Source organism: Stutzerimonas stutzeri (genome assembly GCF_013522825.1).
GTDB classification, from domain to species: Bacteria; Pseudomonadota; Gammaproteobacteria; order Pseudomonadales; family Pseudomonadaceae; genus Stutzerimonas; species Stutzerimonas stutzeri_AK.
This window is the reverse complement of record NZ_JAAMQZ010000004.1, coordinates 83,925-98,213: the sequence shown is the minus strand read 5'-3', so window position 1 is coordinate 98,213 and position 14,289 is coordinate 83,925. Positions and strand designations below refer to the sequence as shown.

The following is a 14,289-nucleotide window of genomic DNA, read 5'->3' as shown; positions in this document are numbered from 1 at the left end:
GGGAACCTCAGCTATCACGTAGGTGTTTTTCTTTCTTCTCCTGCCGCTCCTTGGCCTCGATGCACAGGCTCGCGGTAGGTCGCAGCAGCAGGCGGCGCAGGCCGATCGGCTCGCCCGTCTCCTCACACCAGCCGTATTCGCCACAGGCCAGGCGTTCGAGGGCCTGGTCAATCTTGTCGAGCAGCTTCTTCTCCCGCTCAAGCAGTCGCAGCTGCCACTGGCGCTGCTCTTCGGCACAGCCGATATCCACGGGGTCGCTGTTCGGTTCGAGCTGACGCAACGCATCGAGCTCACCTGATATCCGCTCCTGTAGCTCGCATCGCTGGTTCAGCAGCAACTCACGGAAAAATATCTGCTGCTGCCCGTTCATGTAGGCATCGGAGGGTTGCCGAAGAAGCTCTTGCTCAGTCATGGACAGCACCATTAAATTCAAAAGTTATAACATAACATTTGAATTGAAAACTGCTTACAGCTTTTCGTCAATATTCAGGGGCACATATAACGACTCCAGGGCAAGTGCGTGAGGAGATCGGTCGCCAGCCCGAGTGCCGGCAGCAACAGGTGATGATCGACGCTGCCCAGCAGCCCACGCGCCACTTGGGCGCCCGAGGCCGAGAAAGCTACCAGCCCGCAGAAAGCAGTGACCAGGCAACAAAGGTATGGGATCAGCCAGAACGGCCTAGAAACGCTTGGAGAGCCTGAGCAGTCAGGCAAAAGAAAACGGCGATCCATAGGTTCGGGTTTGTGCTACAAAAACGCTACAAACCGTTGCTACAAATCGCCGTTTCGGCTTCCTTGTAAATGCTTGATTTACAGGGATTTTACAATAGTGGCGGAGAGATAGGGATTTGAACCCTAGGAACAGTTGCCTGTTCAACGGATTTCGAATCCGTCCCGTTCGGCCACTCCGGCATCTCTCCAGCGGCGCGCATGATATCAGTTCATGCGCTTTTGTCGAACCCTGCGACAGGGCTTTTTTGCCTGTTTTTCAGTGTATTGCACGCCCGCAAGGCTTTTCGCAGGTACAGCAGCCTCAAGCCGTAAGGCGGGTCAGGGCTTCGCGGTATTTGTCGGCCGTTTTCCGGGCGACATCAGCCGGTACCGCTGGAGCGGGTGGCTCCTTGTTCCAGCCAGTGGATTCGAGCCAATCGCGTACGAACTGCTTGTCGAAGCTGGGTGGATTGCTGCCTTCACGGTAGCTGTCTGCTGGCCAGAAACGACTGGAGTCAGGCGTCAGCACTTCATCCATGAGCGTCAGGTTACCGTCTTCATCGAGACCGAACTCGAACTTGGTGTCGGCGATGATGATGCCGCGAGTTGCTGCGTACTCCACGGCGGCACTATAGAGCGCGATGGAGACGTCGCGCACCTGCGCAGCCAACTCCTTGCCGATGATGGCCTCACACTGCTCGAAGGAGATGTTTTCATCGTGATCGCCCACGGCGGCCTTGGTCGAGGGGGTGAAGATCGGTTGCGGCAGCTTGGCCGCTTCCTTCAGGCCAGCGGGTAATTGTATCCCGCAGACGGTGCCGCTCTTCTGGTATTCCTTCCAGCCAGAGCCGACGATATAACCGCGCACGATGGCTTCGACCGCAACCGGCTTGAGACGCTTGGCAACCACCGCTCGGCCTTCCACTAGCGGCAACTCATTGGGACTCACCACATCCTCGACCCTGTCGCCGGTGAAATGGTTGGGCACCAAGTGATTGAGCTTGTCGAACCAGAAGTTGGAGATGGCGGTGAGAATCTTGCCTTTCTCCGGAATCGGTTCGGCGAGAATCACATCGAATGCCGAGAGCCGGTCGGTGGCGACCATGAGCATGCGTCTGTCATCGATTTCGTAAAGGTCGCGAACCTTGCCGGAGTAGATTTTCTTCAGGCTGAGGGCACTTGGAGTAGTCATGTCGATTCTCTGGATTCCGATACGCTGCCGAAACCGGCAACCGTAGCAAAGAAGGTCTGTCATCAAACGAAACAGGCGAAACCAATGGTTTCGCCTGTTTCGGCATTCCGGGCCGCCGCGTCGATCAGCCCAGACTGTCCTTGAGCATGTTCAGTACACGCCGCGCAACATCGGCCGGAGCTACTGTGTCGAGGTCCTTGTCGAGAGTGATCTGAACGTTTCCGCTCACTTCCGTCACGCGAACCTGATAGCGCTCGGCGCGGGCTTCGATTTCCTTGCGGTCCGGGGTTCCGCCGAACAGCCTGGAGAAGAAGCCCGGTTTGTCGTCCGGATTCGCTGCGCCTTCGGCCAGGTTGATGTAGTACACACCCAGGCTTCGATCCAGGTCTTCGACAAGAATGTCGCTGGCGGCCAGCGCACGACCAACACTGGACCAGGCGCGGTTGAAGTCGGTGTCGAGCTGCAACACCGGGCTGCCGCTGCCGGCTTCGCTGAGTGTCACCCGGCTCGGCGCGTCAAATGCTCGCTCAGCCAACAGCGAGGTAGAACCGCCCTGCTCCGCGCTGCTGGTCAAATCGGCCTGCAGCTCATCGAGAAGGACCCGGTCAAGCTCGGCATTGACGGTTTTTTCAGGCCAGCTGATGTCGGCAGTGCTGCCAGCTGGACGCTGGACGCTGAGCAGGAAGATTTCGCTGGTGTTGCGCTGAACACCAGGCTCTACGCGCACCCGAACACGGGTTTCGCCTTCGCCCAAGCCAAGGTTACGCACCAGAGCCGGAGTCAGTTGATCCCGGGTCTGCCAAGCAGTGGTGAATTCTCCGGTCTGCGGACGTTCATCGGCAATCTGGAAACCGTTGTCGGTAAAGAACTGCCGCGCCGCAGCCCAGACTTGCGTCGGCGCACGGAGCGCAACCAGCCAGCGCGCATCTTCAGATGTTTGCAGACTGAATTCACTGGCTTCTTCGGTGACGACCAGCCGTTGTGGTCGTGGCACCTCATATTCGCCTGTCGAGCGGGTGTCGGCGATATGCTGGGGAATTGGCAACAATGGCTCGACCGAACGCAGCTCGGCGCTGGCCGGGATTTGCATGGGCGCGACCTGATGCGCTTGCAGATAATCGCTGCCACGGTCGCGGAAATATCCCTCTTCACCCCACAACCAGCCACAGCCGCTGGTTCCAGAGATGATCAGGGCAAGGGTCGAGAGTCCGGCCAGTCGCTTCATGCGTGTTCCTTCATTGTTAAAACCGGTACACCGGAATGGTTCAAACCAGCACACCGGACTGCCGCATGGCCTGACGCAGGGGATCATGGCAACGCTGGCTGAGCCAGGTCAGGGGCAGGCGAATGCCGTCGGGTATCAGGCCCATTTCGTGCAACGCCCATTTCACCGGTATCGGGTTGGCTTCGATGAACAGCGCCTGGTGCAGAGGCATCAGTTGAGCGTTGATCGCACGCGCCTTTTCCGCCTCACCAGCGAGCGCGGCGATGCACAGATCGCTCATTGCACGTGGCGCGACGTTGGCGGTGACGGAAATATTGCCCTTGCCGCCCATCAGCATCAGTTCCACGGCGGTGGCATCATCACCGGAATAGACGAGGAAATCCTTGCTGACCCGATCGAGCACTTCCTGGCCGCGCTTGAGGTCGCCGGTGGCTTCCTTGATGCCGATGATATTCGGCACCTTGGACAGCCGTTCCACGGTTTCCGGCAGCATGTCGCAAGCGGTGCGACCGGGTACGTTATAGAGGATCTGCGGAATCGCCACGGCTTCGGCGATGTGTCGGAAGTGCAGGTACAGACCTTCCTGGGTCGGCTTGTTGTAGTACGGGGTAACCAGCAGGCAGGCATCGGCACCCACGGCCTTGGCCTTTTCGGTCAGTTCCAGCGCCTCACGGGTGGAGTTGGCTCCCGTGCCGGCGATCACCGGGATACGGCCATTGACCTGATCGACCACACGGCGGATCACTTCGATGTTTTCGCTGTAATCGAGGGTCGCCGATTCGCCCGAAGTACCAACCGCCACGATTGCGTCGGTGCCTTCCTGCAAATGGAAGTCCACCAGTTTGCTCAGGCTGTCCCAATCGAGGCCACCCTGCGCATCCATGGGCGTGACCAGTGCCACCATACTGCCCGCAATCATGCAACCGCTCCTGCCGGAAAAAGAGAGGCGTAATGGTACAAGGCTCCTTTGCGCTTTGCGAGTACGCCGGAGGCATCCGGCGCAATGAAAATCCCGTTCGATTCGATGCCATCCGGGCTGCGCCATCGCTGTAGATTTCCCTCTGGCGGCGCTTTTCGCTACTCTTGCTCGTTTTCGGCTTGGCTGGCCGCCCGATTCATTACCGCCAGGAATGCTGCATGTCCACCCCTCCAGTACCCCGTGAACAGTTTCTCGTCATCAGCGCCATGGGCCGCAGCCCAATGGAGCTCACCAACGTGCTCTGCAGGGCCAGCAACGAGAATCGCTGCGCCGTAGTCAACACCCGACTGACCCGGCATGGCGAATACTGCGCGCTGGTACTGGAGATCACCGGGACCTGGGATGCCCTCGCACGCATGGAAACGGCGCTGCCGGGTCTGGCGAAAAAGCATGACTTCACCACCCACGTGGTACGCAGCGAAGCGCTGGAAGTCCGTCCCCAGGCACTGCCATACGTGGCTTACGTCAGCTCTGTCTACCGTCCGGACATTCTCAATGAGCTGTGCCAGTTCTTCATCGACCATCGTGTCGAGCTGGAAAGCCTGATCTGTGACACCTATCAGGCGCCACAAACCGGCGGCACCATGCTCAACGCCACGCTGACCGTCACCCTGCCGGCCGGTACGCAGATCAGCTGGCTGCGCGACCAGTTCCTCGACTTCGCCGATGCGCTGAATCTGGATGCCCTGATCGAACCCTGGCGCCCGCAGAACCCATAAAAGAGGAAACCATCATGTCCGTCGAGATCGACCAACCGCTACCCGCTTTCCAGGCCCAGGCTACCAGCGGCCAGCTGATCAACCTCGAAGCGCTGCAGGGCAAGCAGGTGGTGCTTTACTTCTACCCCAAGGACAACACGCCGGGTTGCACCACTGAAGGCCAGGGCTTTCGTGATCTGCACGAAGCATTCGCAGCGGCCAACACGCTGGTATTCGGCGTTTCACGCGACAGCCTGAGAACCCACGAGAACTTCAAGGCCAAGCAGGGGTTCCCCTTCGAACTCATTTCCGACAAGGACGAGCAGCTCTGCCAGCTGTTCGACGTCATCAAGCTGAAGAAGCTGTACGGCAAGGAATACATGGGCGTTGACCGCAGCACCTTCCTCATCGACAGCGCAGGCATTCTTCGCCAGCAATGGCGCGGCGTGAAGGTCCCAGGCCATGTCGAAGCCGTATTGCAGGCCGCCCAGGCACTGAACCCGCAATAACGAACGACGGGCCGGAAAAATCCGGCCCTGTCTCTCTTGCCGGCGCCCCCCCGTCAGGTCTTGCGCAGCCAGTAGCGATAAACACCCTCTTCCATTTCTTCATGCAGCAACGCATGACCTGCAAGCCTGGCGAAGCTGCGAAAATCCCGTTGCGAGCCCGGATCGGTCGCCGTCACCTTCAGTACCTGCCCGCTGGCCAGCCCGTTGAGCGCCAGCTTGGCCTTGAGCAACGGCATCGGACAGGCAAGCCCGCTGGCGTCCAGCTCGGCGTCATGAGTTGTGACGCAAGCGTCCTGTTCAGTCATTGATCGTCTCCTCGAAAGGACTGCAGGATACCGAGCCGCAAGCAGCTCTGGCCAGCCACCCGAGCACAAGGCTACAGTAGCGATCCCCCGAATCGATGAGCCCGCCCGGATGAAACTGCTGCGCCCTACCCTGCTGACACTGGCCGTTCTGATCGGGCAGCCGGCAATGGCCAACGACCTGCCTTCCCTGGGCGACTCCAGCTCGGGGATTGTCTCGCCGGAGCAGGAATACCAGCTGGGGCGCGCCTGGCTCAGCCTGTTGCGCGGGCAGGTTCCACAGCTGTCCGACCCCCTGCTCAAGGACTATCTGGAGCGCAGCGTCTACCGTCTGGCCGAAACCAGCCAATTGCAGGATCGACGCCTGGAGTTCGTGTTGCTGAAAAGCCCTCAGCTGAACGCATTCGCAGCCCCTGGCGGGATTATCGGGGTCAATGGCGGGCTGTTCATTCATGCCCAGACCGAGGCCGAATATGCTTCCGTGATGGCGCACGAACTGGCGCACCTTTCCCAACGCCACTTCGCACGCGGCCTGGAAGCGCAGAAACGCATGCAACTGCCGTTGATGGCAGCCATGCTCGCCGGGGTGGTGGCCGCAGCCGCCGGTGCTGGCGATGCAGGTATCGCCGCCATCGTCTCGACCCAGGCTGCCGCCATCCAAGCGCAACGACGCTTTTCCCGGCAGAACGAACAGGAAGCCGACCGTATCGGTCTTCTCAATCTGGAACGTGCCGGCTATGACCCGCGTGCGATGCCGGAGATGTTCGGTCGCTTGATGCGCCAGTATCGCTACGATCAGAAACCGCCGGAATTCCTGCTGACCCACCCGGTCAGCGAATCGCGTATCGCCGACACCCGCAACCGGGCCGAGCAGTACCCTCAGGGCGGCGTGCAGGACAGCTTGCGTTATCAACTGATGCGCGCGCGCGTGGACTTGCAGTTCGAGAGCACGCCCGGCCTCAGCGCCAAGCGTTTTCGCGCCATGCTCAGCGAAAATGAAGGCCTGGATTCCGCCCGCTATGGCCTGGCATTGGCGCAGATCAGGAGCGCTCAGCTCCAGGAGGCTGCAGCCACTCTGCAGCCTCTGCTGCTGAAAGCACCCAACGAAATCAGCTACAACCTGGCACAGGTCGAGCTCGACATCACCGCCAACCGCATGGGCGAAGCGCAGAAACGAACCAAGCAGTTACTCGAACTCTATCCCGGCAGCTACCCGGTGCGTCAGACGCACATCGACTTGCTGATCAAGCAGGGCCTTTTGCAGGAGGCAGAACACGAGTTGGACAGGCTGGTCGAAGCACGCCCCAGGGATCCTGACGTCTGGTATCAGGTATCGGAAGTTCGCGGCCTGACCGGCAACATCCTCGGCCTGCACCAGGCCCGTGCAGAGTTCTTCGCACTGGTTGGCGACTACACCCAGGCCATCGAGCAGCTGGACTTCGCCAAACGTCGCTCCAGCACCTTCCAGACATCCGCCCGTATCGACGCGCGCCAGCAACAACTGGCCGATGAAAAGCGCATGATCGAAGACATGCTACGCTGATTGCTCACCCGCGCAGCATGGGCTTCGTGGGTGGCATCAGGCGTTGCCAGCCTGCTTGAGGCGCGCTGCCCTGGTGAAATCCAGCATGCGCTTGAGCGGTTTGACCGCTCGCGGAATCAACACGGGATCAACGAGTATTTCATTGCTGCCCGTGCGCAGGCTCTGCAGGATGCGCTCAAGGGTATTCATCGCCATCCAGGGGCAATGCGCACAACTGCGGCAGGTTGCACCGCTGCCGGCTGTAGGCGCCTCGATAAAGCTCTTTTCCGGGCACAGCTGCTGCATCTTGTAGAAGATGCCGCGGTCGGTAGCGACGATGAAGGTCGAGTTGGGCAGGGTTTGCGCCGCCTTGATCAACTGGCTGGTGGAACCGACCGCATCGGCCAGGGCAATCACCGCTTCCGGCGACTCGGGATGCACCAGCACGGCCGCCTCGGGGTACAGCGCCTTCATGTCTTCGAGCTGTTTCGCCTTGAACTCTTCATGGACGATACAGGCGCCATCCCAGAGCAGCATGTCTACACCGGTTTCGCGCTGCACATAACTGCCCAGATGCTTGTCCGGCGCCCAGATGATCGTCTCGCCGTTATCCATCAGGCTCTCGACGATTTCCAGCGCACAACTGGAAGTAACGACCCAGTCTGCCCTCGCCTTCACCGCAGCCGAGGTATTGGCATACACCACCACCGTGCGCTCGGGGTGCTGATCGCAGAACGCCGAGAACTCTTCGACCGGACAGCCAAGATCCAACGAACAGGTCGCCTCCAGCGTCGGCATCAGCACGCGCTTTTCCGGGTTGAGGATCTTCGCGGTTTCGCCCATGAACTTGACACCAGCAACCACCACGGTTTGCGCCGGATGCTCATTGCCGAAACGTGCCATTTCCAGCGAGTCGGAGACGCAGCCTCCGGTCTGCTCGGCCAGCGCCTGAACCACCGGATCGGTGTAGTAATGCGCCACGAGGACCGCATTCTGCCGTTTCAGCTCAGCGGTGATCTCGTTACACAAGTGCGCTTCCTGTTCGGGCGTCAACGGTACAGCCTGCCTGGCCGCCAGATGAGCCTGCACAAGAATGCGTTCGGGGATGTCCGTCATGTTCACAGGTCCTGCAAGCACGTTATTGCATGAAGTGCCGAGTATAACCCGAGCGATGAAGTCGACCCTGGGCAGAACACGGTAAGCAAGCGCCACGCGCAGGCTTGCGTGCTCTGGCCGGTCAAAGGGGCAGGAATACTAGCCGAAGCATTCACAAAAGGGAAAGCGAGGCGATTCCATCAGCGTTTTGTCGGCGCCTGCAAGCTGCCAGCGTATGACAAACCGATACCCCTGAGAAAACCAGAGGCATTAAAAAAGCCGGATACCTTGCGGTATCCGGCTTCGCATCTCACAAGGAGAATATGGTGGGTCGTGTGGGACTCGAACCTACGACCAATTGGTTAAAAGCCAACTGCTCTACCAACTGAGCTAACGACCCGATGCGGAGCGCATGATACTGATTTGATTGAGTAAATCAAAGTTTTTTTTGAAAAAAATCAGTGATATCGAGTCGGGTCCTCGATACCTGCTGCCTCGAAGCCAGCCGCGCGCAGGCGACAGCTGTCGCATTTGCCACATGCGCGCCCCATGTCATCGGCCTGATAGCAGGACACCGTCATCGCGTAATCGACACCCAGGCGGACACCTTCCTGGATGATCTGCGCCTTGCTGAGATTCTGCAGAGGCGCACGAATGGTGAACCCCTGCCCCTCGACGCCAGCCTTGGTCGCAAGATTGGCCAGTCGCTCGAAGGCCTCGACGAACTCCGGACGACAATCGGGATAACCCGAATAATCGACAGCATTCACGCCAATGAAGATGTCTCGCGCACCCAGCACTTCAGCCCAGCCCAGCGCCAGGGAAAGGAACAGAGTGTTGCGAGCCGGCACATAAGTCACAGGAATGCCGTCAGCCAGCTCCTCAGGCACATCCATACTGGTGTCGGTGAGTGCCGAGCCGCCAATGCCGTTGAGGTTCATGCCGATCACCTTGTGCTCGACCACACCCAACTGCCGGGCAACCCGTTCGGCAGCATGCAGCTCTGCACGATGCCTCTGGCCATAATCGAAACTCATGCTGTAGCAGGCATAGCCCTGCGCCTTGGCCATTGCGACCACGGTCGCGGAATCGAGCCCGCCCGAGAGCAGGATTACGGCTTTCTTTTCAGTCATTGCAATTACCTTCAAATGCCATCGACGATGGATGCCGAGTGATCAGTGCCCGGGAGCATCGTTCCAGAGAATCTTGTGCAACTGGAGTTGCAGGCGCACCGGGAGGTTATCGCTGACGATCCAGTCAGCCAGTGCTCGTGCATCGACCTGGCCGTGACTGGGCGAGAACAGCACTTCACCTGCACGCGCATCCAGCCGGTACTCGATCAGCTTGGATACTGCCCAGTCATAATCCTCCCGTGAACAGATGACGAATTTCACCTGGTCGTTGGGAGTCAGCCAGCGGATGTTCTCGTAGAGATTGCGCCCCATTTCAGCCGAGCCTGGCGTCTTCAGATCGACGACCCGACTCACGCGCTCATCGACAGCGGAAATATCCAGCGCACCGCTGGTTTCGAGCGACACCTCATAACCGGCATCACACAGCTGCCGCAGCAACGGCACACAGCCCGGCTGGGCAAGTGGCTCGCCGCCTGTGACGCAGATGTAGCGGGGATTGAAGGATGCAACGCGCTGCAGAATCGCTTCGAGCGTCATGATCTCGCCGCCAGTGAAGGCATAGGCGGTATCACAATACTGGCAACGCAGGGGACAGCCGGTCAGGCGGACAAATACCGTGGGCAGGCCACTGGTACGCGTCTCGCCCTGCAGCGAGTAAAAAATCTCGGATATTCGCAGGGTATGGTGCATATCAGCCACGGGCGTAACGGCTAAACAGGCCGTCCGCCTCCGTTGCGGGAATTAGGGGGCAGCAATTCTAACGAAAAAACCCGCTGTCAGGCGGGTTTTGTCAGCCGTGCCATTGATTGCCTATCGATTCAATTGACGCTGGGCCAGCTGTGCAGCCGAACTGCTGGGGTAGTCGGCGATGACCTGACGGAAAATCCCGTGAGCCCTGTCACGATTACCCAGACGCAATTCGACATCGGCAAGCTTGTACAGCGAATCCGGTACCTTGCTGTGCTGCGGATAAGCCTGGCTGACCTTGGCAAAAGCCTGGCCGGCAGCCTGCAGATCACCCTTGGCAAGATTCACCTCACCCAGCCAGTACTGGGCATTACCGGCATAAACGCTCTCGGGATACCTGCGCAAAAACGCAGCAAAGGCCTGACTGGCCTTATCGAAATCCTTGGCCTTGATCAGATCGAAGGCGGCATCGTAATACAGCTTTTCCCTTTCCGGGTCGGCACTCGCCGCCCCTTGCGCCGGAGCACCCGAAGGTGCCTGGGCGGCTCCACCGGCGTTATTGGCGCCAACGGTTGAAGAATTCTGACTGGCCTGGCTACCTGACGCACCTTGCGACAAGCGACGATCCAGATCCTGGTAACGCTCCAGCCCTTCCTGTTGCAGGCGCTGGATATCATTCTGCTGCACTTCGAGCATGCCGCGCAGTTGCGCAATCTCTTCCTGCATCTGCTGCAATTGGACGAAGAGCATGCCCTGTGCCGAGGACGGAGCAACCGCTCCGCCTCCGGCATAGGCACCGCCAGTATCCGAGCCCGCAGAATATCCCGACTCAGGCGCAGCATTTCCGCTGCGCGAGTCATATTCCACGATCGGGACCTGAGCCACCGCGGCAAGCGGCAGCCCAAGCGCGAGAAGCATCAGAGCATGACGGTACTTGAGCATGGCTTATTACTTGCGCAGTTCTACGCGACGGTTCTGAGCCCAGGACTGCTCGTCGTTGCCCATGGCAACCGGACGCTCTTCACCGTAGGAAACCAGTTCCAGCTGTGCAGGAGACACGCCCTGCAGAACCAGGTAGCGCTGAACGGCCTTGGAACGACGCTCGCCCAGAGCCATGTTGTACTCGCGGGTGCCACGCTCGTCGGTGTGACCTTCCAGAACGACGCGGTTACCAGCGGACTGCAGATCCTTGGCGTGAACGTCCAGAGCGCGCATGGCTTCCGGCTTCAGGTCGGAGCTGTCGTACTCGAAGTAGAAGGTGGTGATGGCGCGCAGAGCAGCTTCTTCGCTCATGCTGCCGTCAACGGCACCGCTATCAGCGCCATAACCGGCGTTCGGATCGATGGCAGAGCCTTCGCCGGAGTCATCGCCGCCTTTGGACGAACAACCAACAGCTACGGCCATAGCCAGTGCCAGAGCAGCAAACTTACCGAATTTCAGCATTTCCATGTGTAACAACCCCAGGTGTGTTTATTGGTTAGGTTAAGCGTTGATACCGCATCAGTTCAGGTAAGGGGACCACGATGGCTCACGGACTTCGCCTTGAGCAGTAGGAAGCGGGAGCCTAACTCGACCATTGATTGATACGAGCATCAAGACTCCCCGGCCCTGCTGGCGGGTCGCATAGATTAGCATGGTGCCATTAGGCGCAACAGTGGGCGACTCATCTAAACTTGTGTCAGAGAGTAGTCGCAAATTGCCGCGCTGCAGGTCCTGTGCCGCCACCTTGAAATTGGTATAGCCCTCCTGGCGATGGATCATCACCAGCGTCTTTTCATCTGCCGAAAGCTTGGGATTCGCGTTGTAGTTGCCTACGAAGGTCACCCGCTCGGCGTTGTTGCTACCCAGACGCTGCTTGTATATCTGCGGCTTGCCGGCGCGATCGGAAGTGAAATAGATGGTCTGTCCATCGGCTCCCCAGAAAGGCTCCGTATCGATGGCGTAATGATTGGTCAGCCGCTGCAGCTGACGCGAATTGAGGTCCATCACGTAGACTTCCGGGTTGCCGTCCTTGGACAGCACAAACGCCAGACGGTTGCCATCAGGCGAAAATGCCGGCGCGCCATTGAGCCCCTCGAAATTGGTGACCTGCTCACGGCGACCGGTATCGATGTGCTGGATAAAGATGCGCGGGCGCTTCTGCTCGAACGACACATAAGCGATGCGACGGCCATCCGGCGAGTAGCGCGGCGACAGGATCGGCTCACGCGATTGCAGCAGCGTCACGGCCCGCGCACCGTCATAATCGGAACGCTGGAGTGTGTAGCGGGTATTGGCGCTGCCGAGGCGTTCGGCGGTGACATAGAGCAGCCGCGTTGAAAACGCACCCTTGATTCCGGTGAGCTTCTCGAAGGCCTGGTCCGCCGCAAAATGCGCCATGTCGCGGATTTGATCCTGGCTGCCACCCACCGTACCGTTCATGACCTGCTGCTCGGTGGTGACGTTGAAGACTTCATAGCGAATCTGCAGCTTGCCGGCCGATGGCTCGATATTGCCCACCATCACGTACTGTGCACCCAGTGCTTTCCAGTCACGAAAGATGATTTCACTGCCACGGGTCGGCAGGCTGATCATGTTCTGCTTGGGAATGGGCTCGAATACGCCGGTGTTGCGCATGTCATTACCGATGATCTCGGCCATGTCGTCCGGCAGCACACTGCCGCCCTGCCAGCCAAAGGGCACGACGGCGATGGGAATGGCACGATCAGTACCGCTGGTGACCACAATGTTCTTTTCCTGGGCAACGGCACTGCCCATTACCAGCAGGGAAAGGACGATAAAACCTCGAAGGTAATTGATCACAACGCAAGATCCTCAGGCGTAAATGTCATCATGAACGAGCGGTACGGCTGAAAATCCTGTGCAGACAATCCCTGCATCTCGGTCAGCCGACCGATATTCTTTACCGCAGCCACTGCGGAATTGTCGAATGGTGCATCACCACTCGAGCGGGAAACGCTCACAGCCGTGATGGTGCCATCCGGCAGCATATTGACCCGCAGCGATACCGACATGTTGTTGCGCGCCGAAGGTGGCCGGGTCCAGTTTTCTGCCGCACGCATGCGGATCAGGTCATCGAAGTCGCCAGCCACCTGATCACCCTGGGTATCGGCCATGGCCTGCTGGCGCTGGGTATCCTCCGACAACAGTTCAGCCAGCGCCTGGGCTTTTTTATCTTCCGCCGCCTTGCGTGCAGCATCAGCCGCGGCTTTTTTCTTCGCAGCTTCGGCAGCCGCCGCCTTTTTCTTCGCCTCTTCAGCTGCTTTTTTCTTGGCGGCCTCGGCAGCGGCTTTCTTTTTCGCTTCTTCGGCGGCTTTCTTCTTCGCCGCCTCATCAGCCGCTTTCCTGGCGACTTCCGCCTGTTTTTTCTGTTCAGCTATTTTCCTGGCTTCTTCGGCCTTTTTCGCATCGGCGGCCTTCTTTGCCGCGTCAGCCTTGGCCGCTTCGGCCTTTCGAGCATCCTCGGCCTTCTTTTGTTCCGCAGCCCTGGCAGCCGCCTGCTTCTGCTGCTCGACCTTGCGCTGCTCCATCTGCTCGGCTTCGTACTGTTTGGCAGAGGTCTTCTGTGCTTCGCCAGCGATTTTCTGGTTGGTCTGGGTCGTCGCCTGACTCTGCGACTTGAGCTGATACAAAGTCGCCTGAACGATCGGCTTGGACGGCGGCAGCTCAGGCGTCATGGCGAAGCTGACGAACAACGTACCGAAAATGATGACGTGCAGGCCCACCGCGAGAATCGTGGGCCAGTAATAGCTCTCCGAGCGCGAACGATCAGACTGGCGCATCAAGGTGCCTCGGTGATCAGGCCGACGTTACCGACACCCGCTTCCTGCAGCCCGCCCATGGCGGACATGACCGATCCATAGTCCACAGCCTTGTCGCCACGCACGAACACCTGCACCTGCTTACCCTGACTGCGATTCTGGTTCATGATCGCCGTGACCGCCCGGGTCATCTCCTCCAGCGTCAGCGCCTGGTCCTGCACCGTTTCGGTGTCGACCTCCGTCCCCATGTTCCAGAAGTAGGTCTTGTCGGCCTTGATCGAAATGGTCAGTACCTGGGCATCGTTATCCTGCGGCAACACCTCACTGCTGACCTGCGGCAGATCGACCTTGACGCCCTGATTGAGCATCGGCGCGGTCACCATGAAAATCACCAGCAGCACCAGCATCACGTCGATGTAGGGCACCACGTTCATCTCGGCGACCGGCTTGCGTCTATTGCGAATTCTGGCCATGG

General features: G+C 59.3%; 16 protein-coding genes and 2 tRNA genes. 3 read left to right on the top strand and 15 right to left on the bottom strand.

Annotated features, from left to right (window positions below; all coding sequences use genetic code 11):
- Positions 1-7: 7 nt before the first annotated feature.
- The 5 genes from dksA to dapA all read right to left on the bottom strand — a co-directional run bounded on the left by dksA (position 8) and on the right by dapA (position 4,047).
- Entirely contained in the window at positions 8-412 is a 405-nt protein-coding gene (dksA, locus tag G7020_RS04225) for an RNA polymerase-binding protein DksA (RefSeq protein ID WP_181082688.1), read from the bottom strand.
- A 418-nt stretch (positions 413-830) separates the two neighbouring features.
- A tRNA-Ser gene (locus G7020_RS04220) sits at positions 831-920 on the bottom strand.
- A 113-nt stretch (positions 921-1,033) separates the two neighbouring features.
- Complete coding sequence (locus G7020_RS04215; protein WP_181082687.1) at positions 1,034-1,903, bottom strand: phosphoribosylaminoimidazolesuccinocarboxamide synthase; 870 nt, start codon at positions 1,901-1,903, stop codon at positions 1,034-1,036.
- A 124-nt stretch (positions 1,904-2,027) separates the two neighbouring features.
- Positions 2,028-3,128 (bottom strand): outer membrane protein assembly factor BamC, encoded by a 1,101-nt coding sequence (bamC, locus tag G7020_RS04210; protein WP_181082686.1) that lies wholly within the window; start codon positions 3,126-3,128, stop codon positions 2,028-2,030.
- A 40-nt stretch (positions 3,129-3,168) separates the two neighbouring features.
- On the bottom strand, positions 3,169-4,047 hold the full coding sequence (dapA, locus tag G7020_RS04205) for a 4-hydroxy-tetrahydrodipicolinate synthase (protein WP_181082685.1): 879 nt from the start codon (positions 4,045-4,047) through the stop codon (positions 3,169-3,171).
- Positions 4,048-4,265: 218 nt separating this feature from the next.
- Between dapA and G7020_RS04200 the strand changes: the two genes are divergently transcribed.
- Together G7020_RS04200 and G7020_RS04195 are read left to right on the top strand one after the other, a co-directional pair.
- On the top strand, positions 4,266-4,826 hold the full coding sequence (locus G7020_RS04200; protein ID WP_181082684.1) for a glycine cleavage system protein R: 561 nt from the start codon (positions 4,266-4,268) through the stop codon (positions 4,824-4,826).
- A gap of 14 nt (positions 4,827-4,840) precedes the next feature.
- Positions 4,841-5,314: a peroxiredoxin gene (locus G7020_RS04195; protein ID WP_181082683.1), complete on the top strand. Its 474-nt coding sequence runs from the start codon at positions 4,841-4,843 to the stop codon at positions 5,312-5,314.
- A 53-nt stretch (positions 5,315-5,367) separates the two neighbouring features.
- Here G7020_RS04195 and G7020_RS04190 read toward each other — a convergent pair whose 3' ends face one another.
- Positions 5,368-5,619: a sulfurtransferase TusA family protein gene (locus tag G7020_RS04190; RefSeq protein ID WP_181082682.1), complete on the bottom strand. Its 252-nt coding sequence runs from the start codon at positions 5,617-5,619 to the stop codon at positions 5,368-5,370.
- Positions 5,620-5,728: 109 nt separating this feature from the next.
- Here G7020_RS04190 and G7020_RS04185 point away from each other — a divergent pair, with 109 nt between their 5' ends.
- Positions 5,729-7,159: a M48 family metalloprotease gene (locus G7020_RS04185; protein ID WP_181082681.1), complete on the top strand. Its 1,431-nt coding sequence runs from the start codon at positions 5,729-5,731 to the stop codon at positions 7,157-7,159.
- A gap of 36 nt (positions 7,160-7,195) precedes the next feature.
- Here G7020_RS04185 and nadA read toward each other — a convergent pair whose 3' ends face one another.
- The 9 genes from nadA to tolR form a co-directional block, all read right to left on the bottom strand.
- Positions 7,196-8,254, bottom strand: coding sequence for a quinolinate synthase NadA (gene nadA / locus G7020_RS04180; protein WP_181082680.1), 1,059 nt, complete (start codon positions 8,252-8,254; stop codon positions 7,196-7,198).
- A gap of 303 nt (positions 8,255-8,557) precedes the next feature.
- Positions 8,558-8,633: transfer RNA gene (locus G7020_RS04175), tRNA-Lys, on the bottom strand.
- A gap of 58 nt (positions 8,634-8,691) precedes the next feature.
- On the bottom strand, positions 8,692-9,366 hold the full coding sequence (gene queC, locus G7020_RS04170) for a 7-cyano-7-deazaguanine synthase QueC (RefSeq protein WP_181082679.1): 675 nt from the start codon (positions 9,364-9,366) through the stop codon (positions 8,692-8,694).
- 42 nt (positions 9,367-9,408) lie between these two features.
- A complete protein-coding gene (queE, locus tag G7020_RS04165; RefSeq protein WP_181082678.1) occupies positions 9,409-10,056 on the bottom strand; it encodes a 7-carboxy-7-deazaguanine synthase QueE in 648 nt (215 codons plus the stop codon).
- 120 nt (positions 10,057-10,176) lie between these two features.
- Positions 10,177-10,995, bottom strand: coding sequence for a tol-pal system protein YbgF (ybgF, locus tag G7020_RS04160; protein WP_181082677.1), 819 nt, complete (start codon positions 10,993-10,995; stop codon positions 10,177-10,179).
- A gap of 6 nt (positions 10,996-11,001) precedes the next feature.
- A complete protein-coding gene (pal, locus tag G7020_RS04155; RefSeq protein WP_181082676.1) occupies positions 11,002-11,502 on the bottom strand; it encodes a peptidoglycan-associated lipoprotein Pal in 501 nt (166 codons plus the stop codon).
- 51 nt (positions 11,503-11,553) lie between these two features.
- Positions 11,554-12,855, bottom strand: a complete 1,302-nt coding sequence (gene tolB, locus G7020_RS04150; protein WP_181082675.1) for a Tol-Pal system beta propeller repeat protein TolB — start codon at positions 12,853-12,855, stop codon at positions 11,554-11,556.
- A complete protein-coding gene (tolA, locus tag G7020_RS04145; RefSeq protein WP_181082674.1) occupies positions 12,852-13,835 on the bottom strand; it encodes a cell envelope integrity protein TolA in 984 nt (327 codons plus the stop codon). The genes tolB and tolA overlap by 4 nt, the downstream gene beginning before the upstream one ends.
- Positions 13,835-14,287 carry a protein TolR gene (tolR, locus tag G7020_RS04140; protein WP_181082673.1) on the bottom strand — a complete coding sequence of 151 codons (453 nt, stop codon included), beginning with the start codon at positions 14,285-14,287 and terminating at the stop codon, positions 13,835-13,837. Before tolR ends, tolA begins: the two co-directional genes overlap by 1 nt.
- Between the last annotated feature and the right edge of the window lie 2 nt (positions 14,288-14,289).

What these genes read in the sequence shown, in the direction of transcription:
- dksA (WP_181082688.1), bottom strand. Translation starts at nt 412, where the DNA reads ATGACTGAGCAAGAGCTTCTTCGGCAACCCTCCGATGCCTACATGAAC.
- G7020_RS04215 (WP_181082687.1), bottom strand. Translation starts at nt 1,903, where the DNA reads ATGACTACTCCAAGTGCCCTCAGCCTGAAGAAAATCTACTCCGGCAAG.
- bamC (WP_181082686.1), bottom strand. Translation starts at nt 3,128, where the DNA reads ATGAAGCGACTGGCCGGACTCTCGACCCTTGCCCTGATCATCTCTGGA.
- dapA (WP_181082685.1), bottom strand. Translation starts at nt 4,047, where the DNA reads ATGATTGCGGGCAGTATGGTGGCACTGGTCACGCCCATGGATGCGCAG.
- G7020_RS04200 (WP_181082684.1), top strand. Translation starts at nt 4,266, where the DNA reads ATGTCCACCCCTCCAGTACCCCGTGAACAGTTTCTCGTCATCAGCGCC.
- G7020_RS04195 (WP_181082683.1), top strand. Translation starts at nt 4,841, where the DNA reads ATGTCCGTCGAGATCGACCAACCGCTACCCGCTTTCCAGGCCCAGGCT.
- G7020_RS04190 (WP_181082682.1), bottom strand. Translation starts at nt 5,619, where the DNA reads ATGACTGAACAGGACGCTTGCGTCACAACTCATGACGCCGAGCTGGAC.
- G7020_RS04185 (WP_181082681.1), top strand. Translation starts at nt 5,729, where the DNA reads ATGAAACTGCTGCGCCCTACCCTGCTGACACTGGCCGTTCTGATCGGG.
- nadA (WP_181082680.1), bottom strand. Translation starts at nt 8,254, where the DNA reads ATGACGGACATCCCCGAACGCATTCTTGTGCAGGCTCATCTGGCGGCC.
- queC (WP_181082679.1), bottom strand. Translation starts at nt 9,366, where the DNA reads ATGACTGAAAAGAAAGCCGTAATCCTGCTCTCGGGCGGGCTCGATTCC.
- queE (WP_181082678.1), bottom strand. Translation starts at nt 10,056, where the DNA reads ATGCACCATACCCTGCGAATATCCGAGATTTTTTACTCGCTGCAGGGC.
- ybgF (WP_181082677.1), bottom strand. Translation starts at nt 10,995, where the DNA reads ATGCTCAAGTACCGTCATGCTCTGATGCTTCTCGCGCTTGGGCTGCCG.
- pal (WP_181082676.1), bottom strand. Translation starts at nt 11,502, where the DNA reads ATGGAAATGCTGAAATTCGGTAAGTTTGCTGCTCTGGCACTGGCTATG.
- tolA (WP_181082674.1), bottom strand. Translation starts at nt 13,835, where the DNA reads ATGCGCCAGTCTGATCGTTCGCGCTCGGAGAGCTATTACTGGCCCACG.
- tolR (WP_181082673.1), bottom strand. Translation starts at nt 14,287, where the DNA reads ATGGCCAGAATTCGCAATAGACGCAAGCCGGTCGCCGAGATGAACGTG.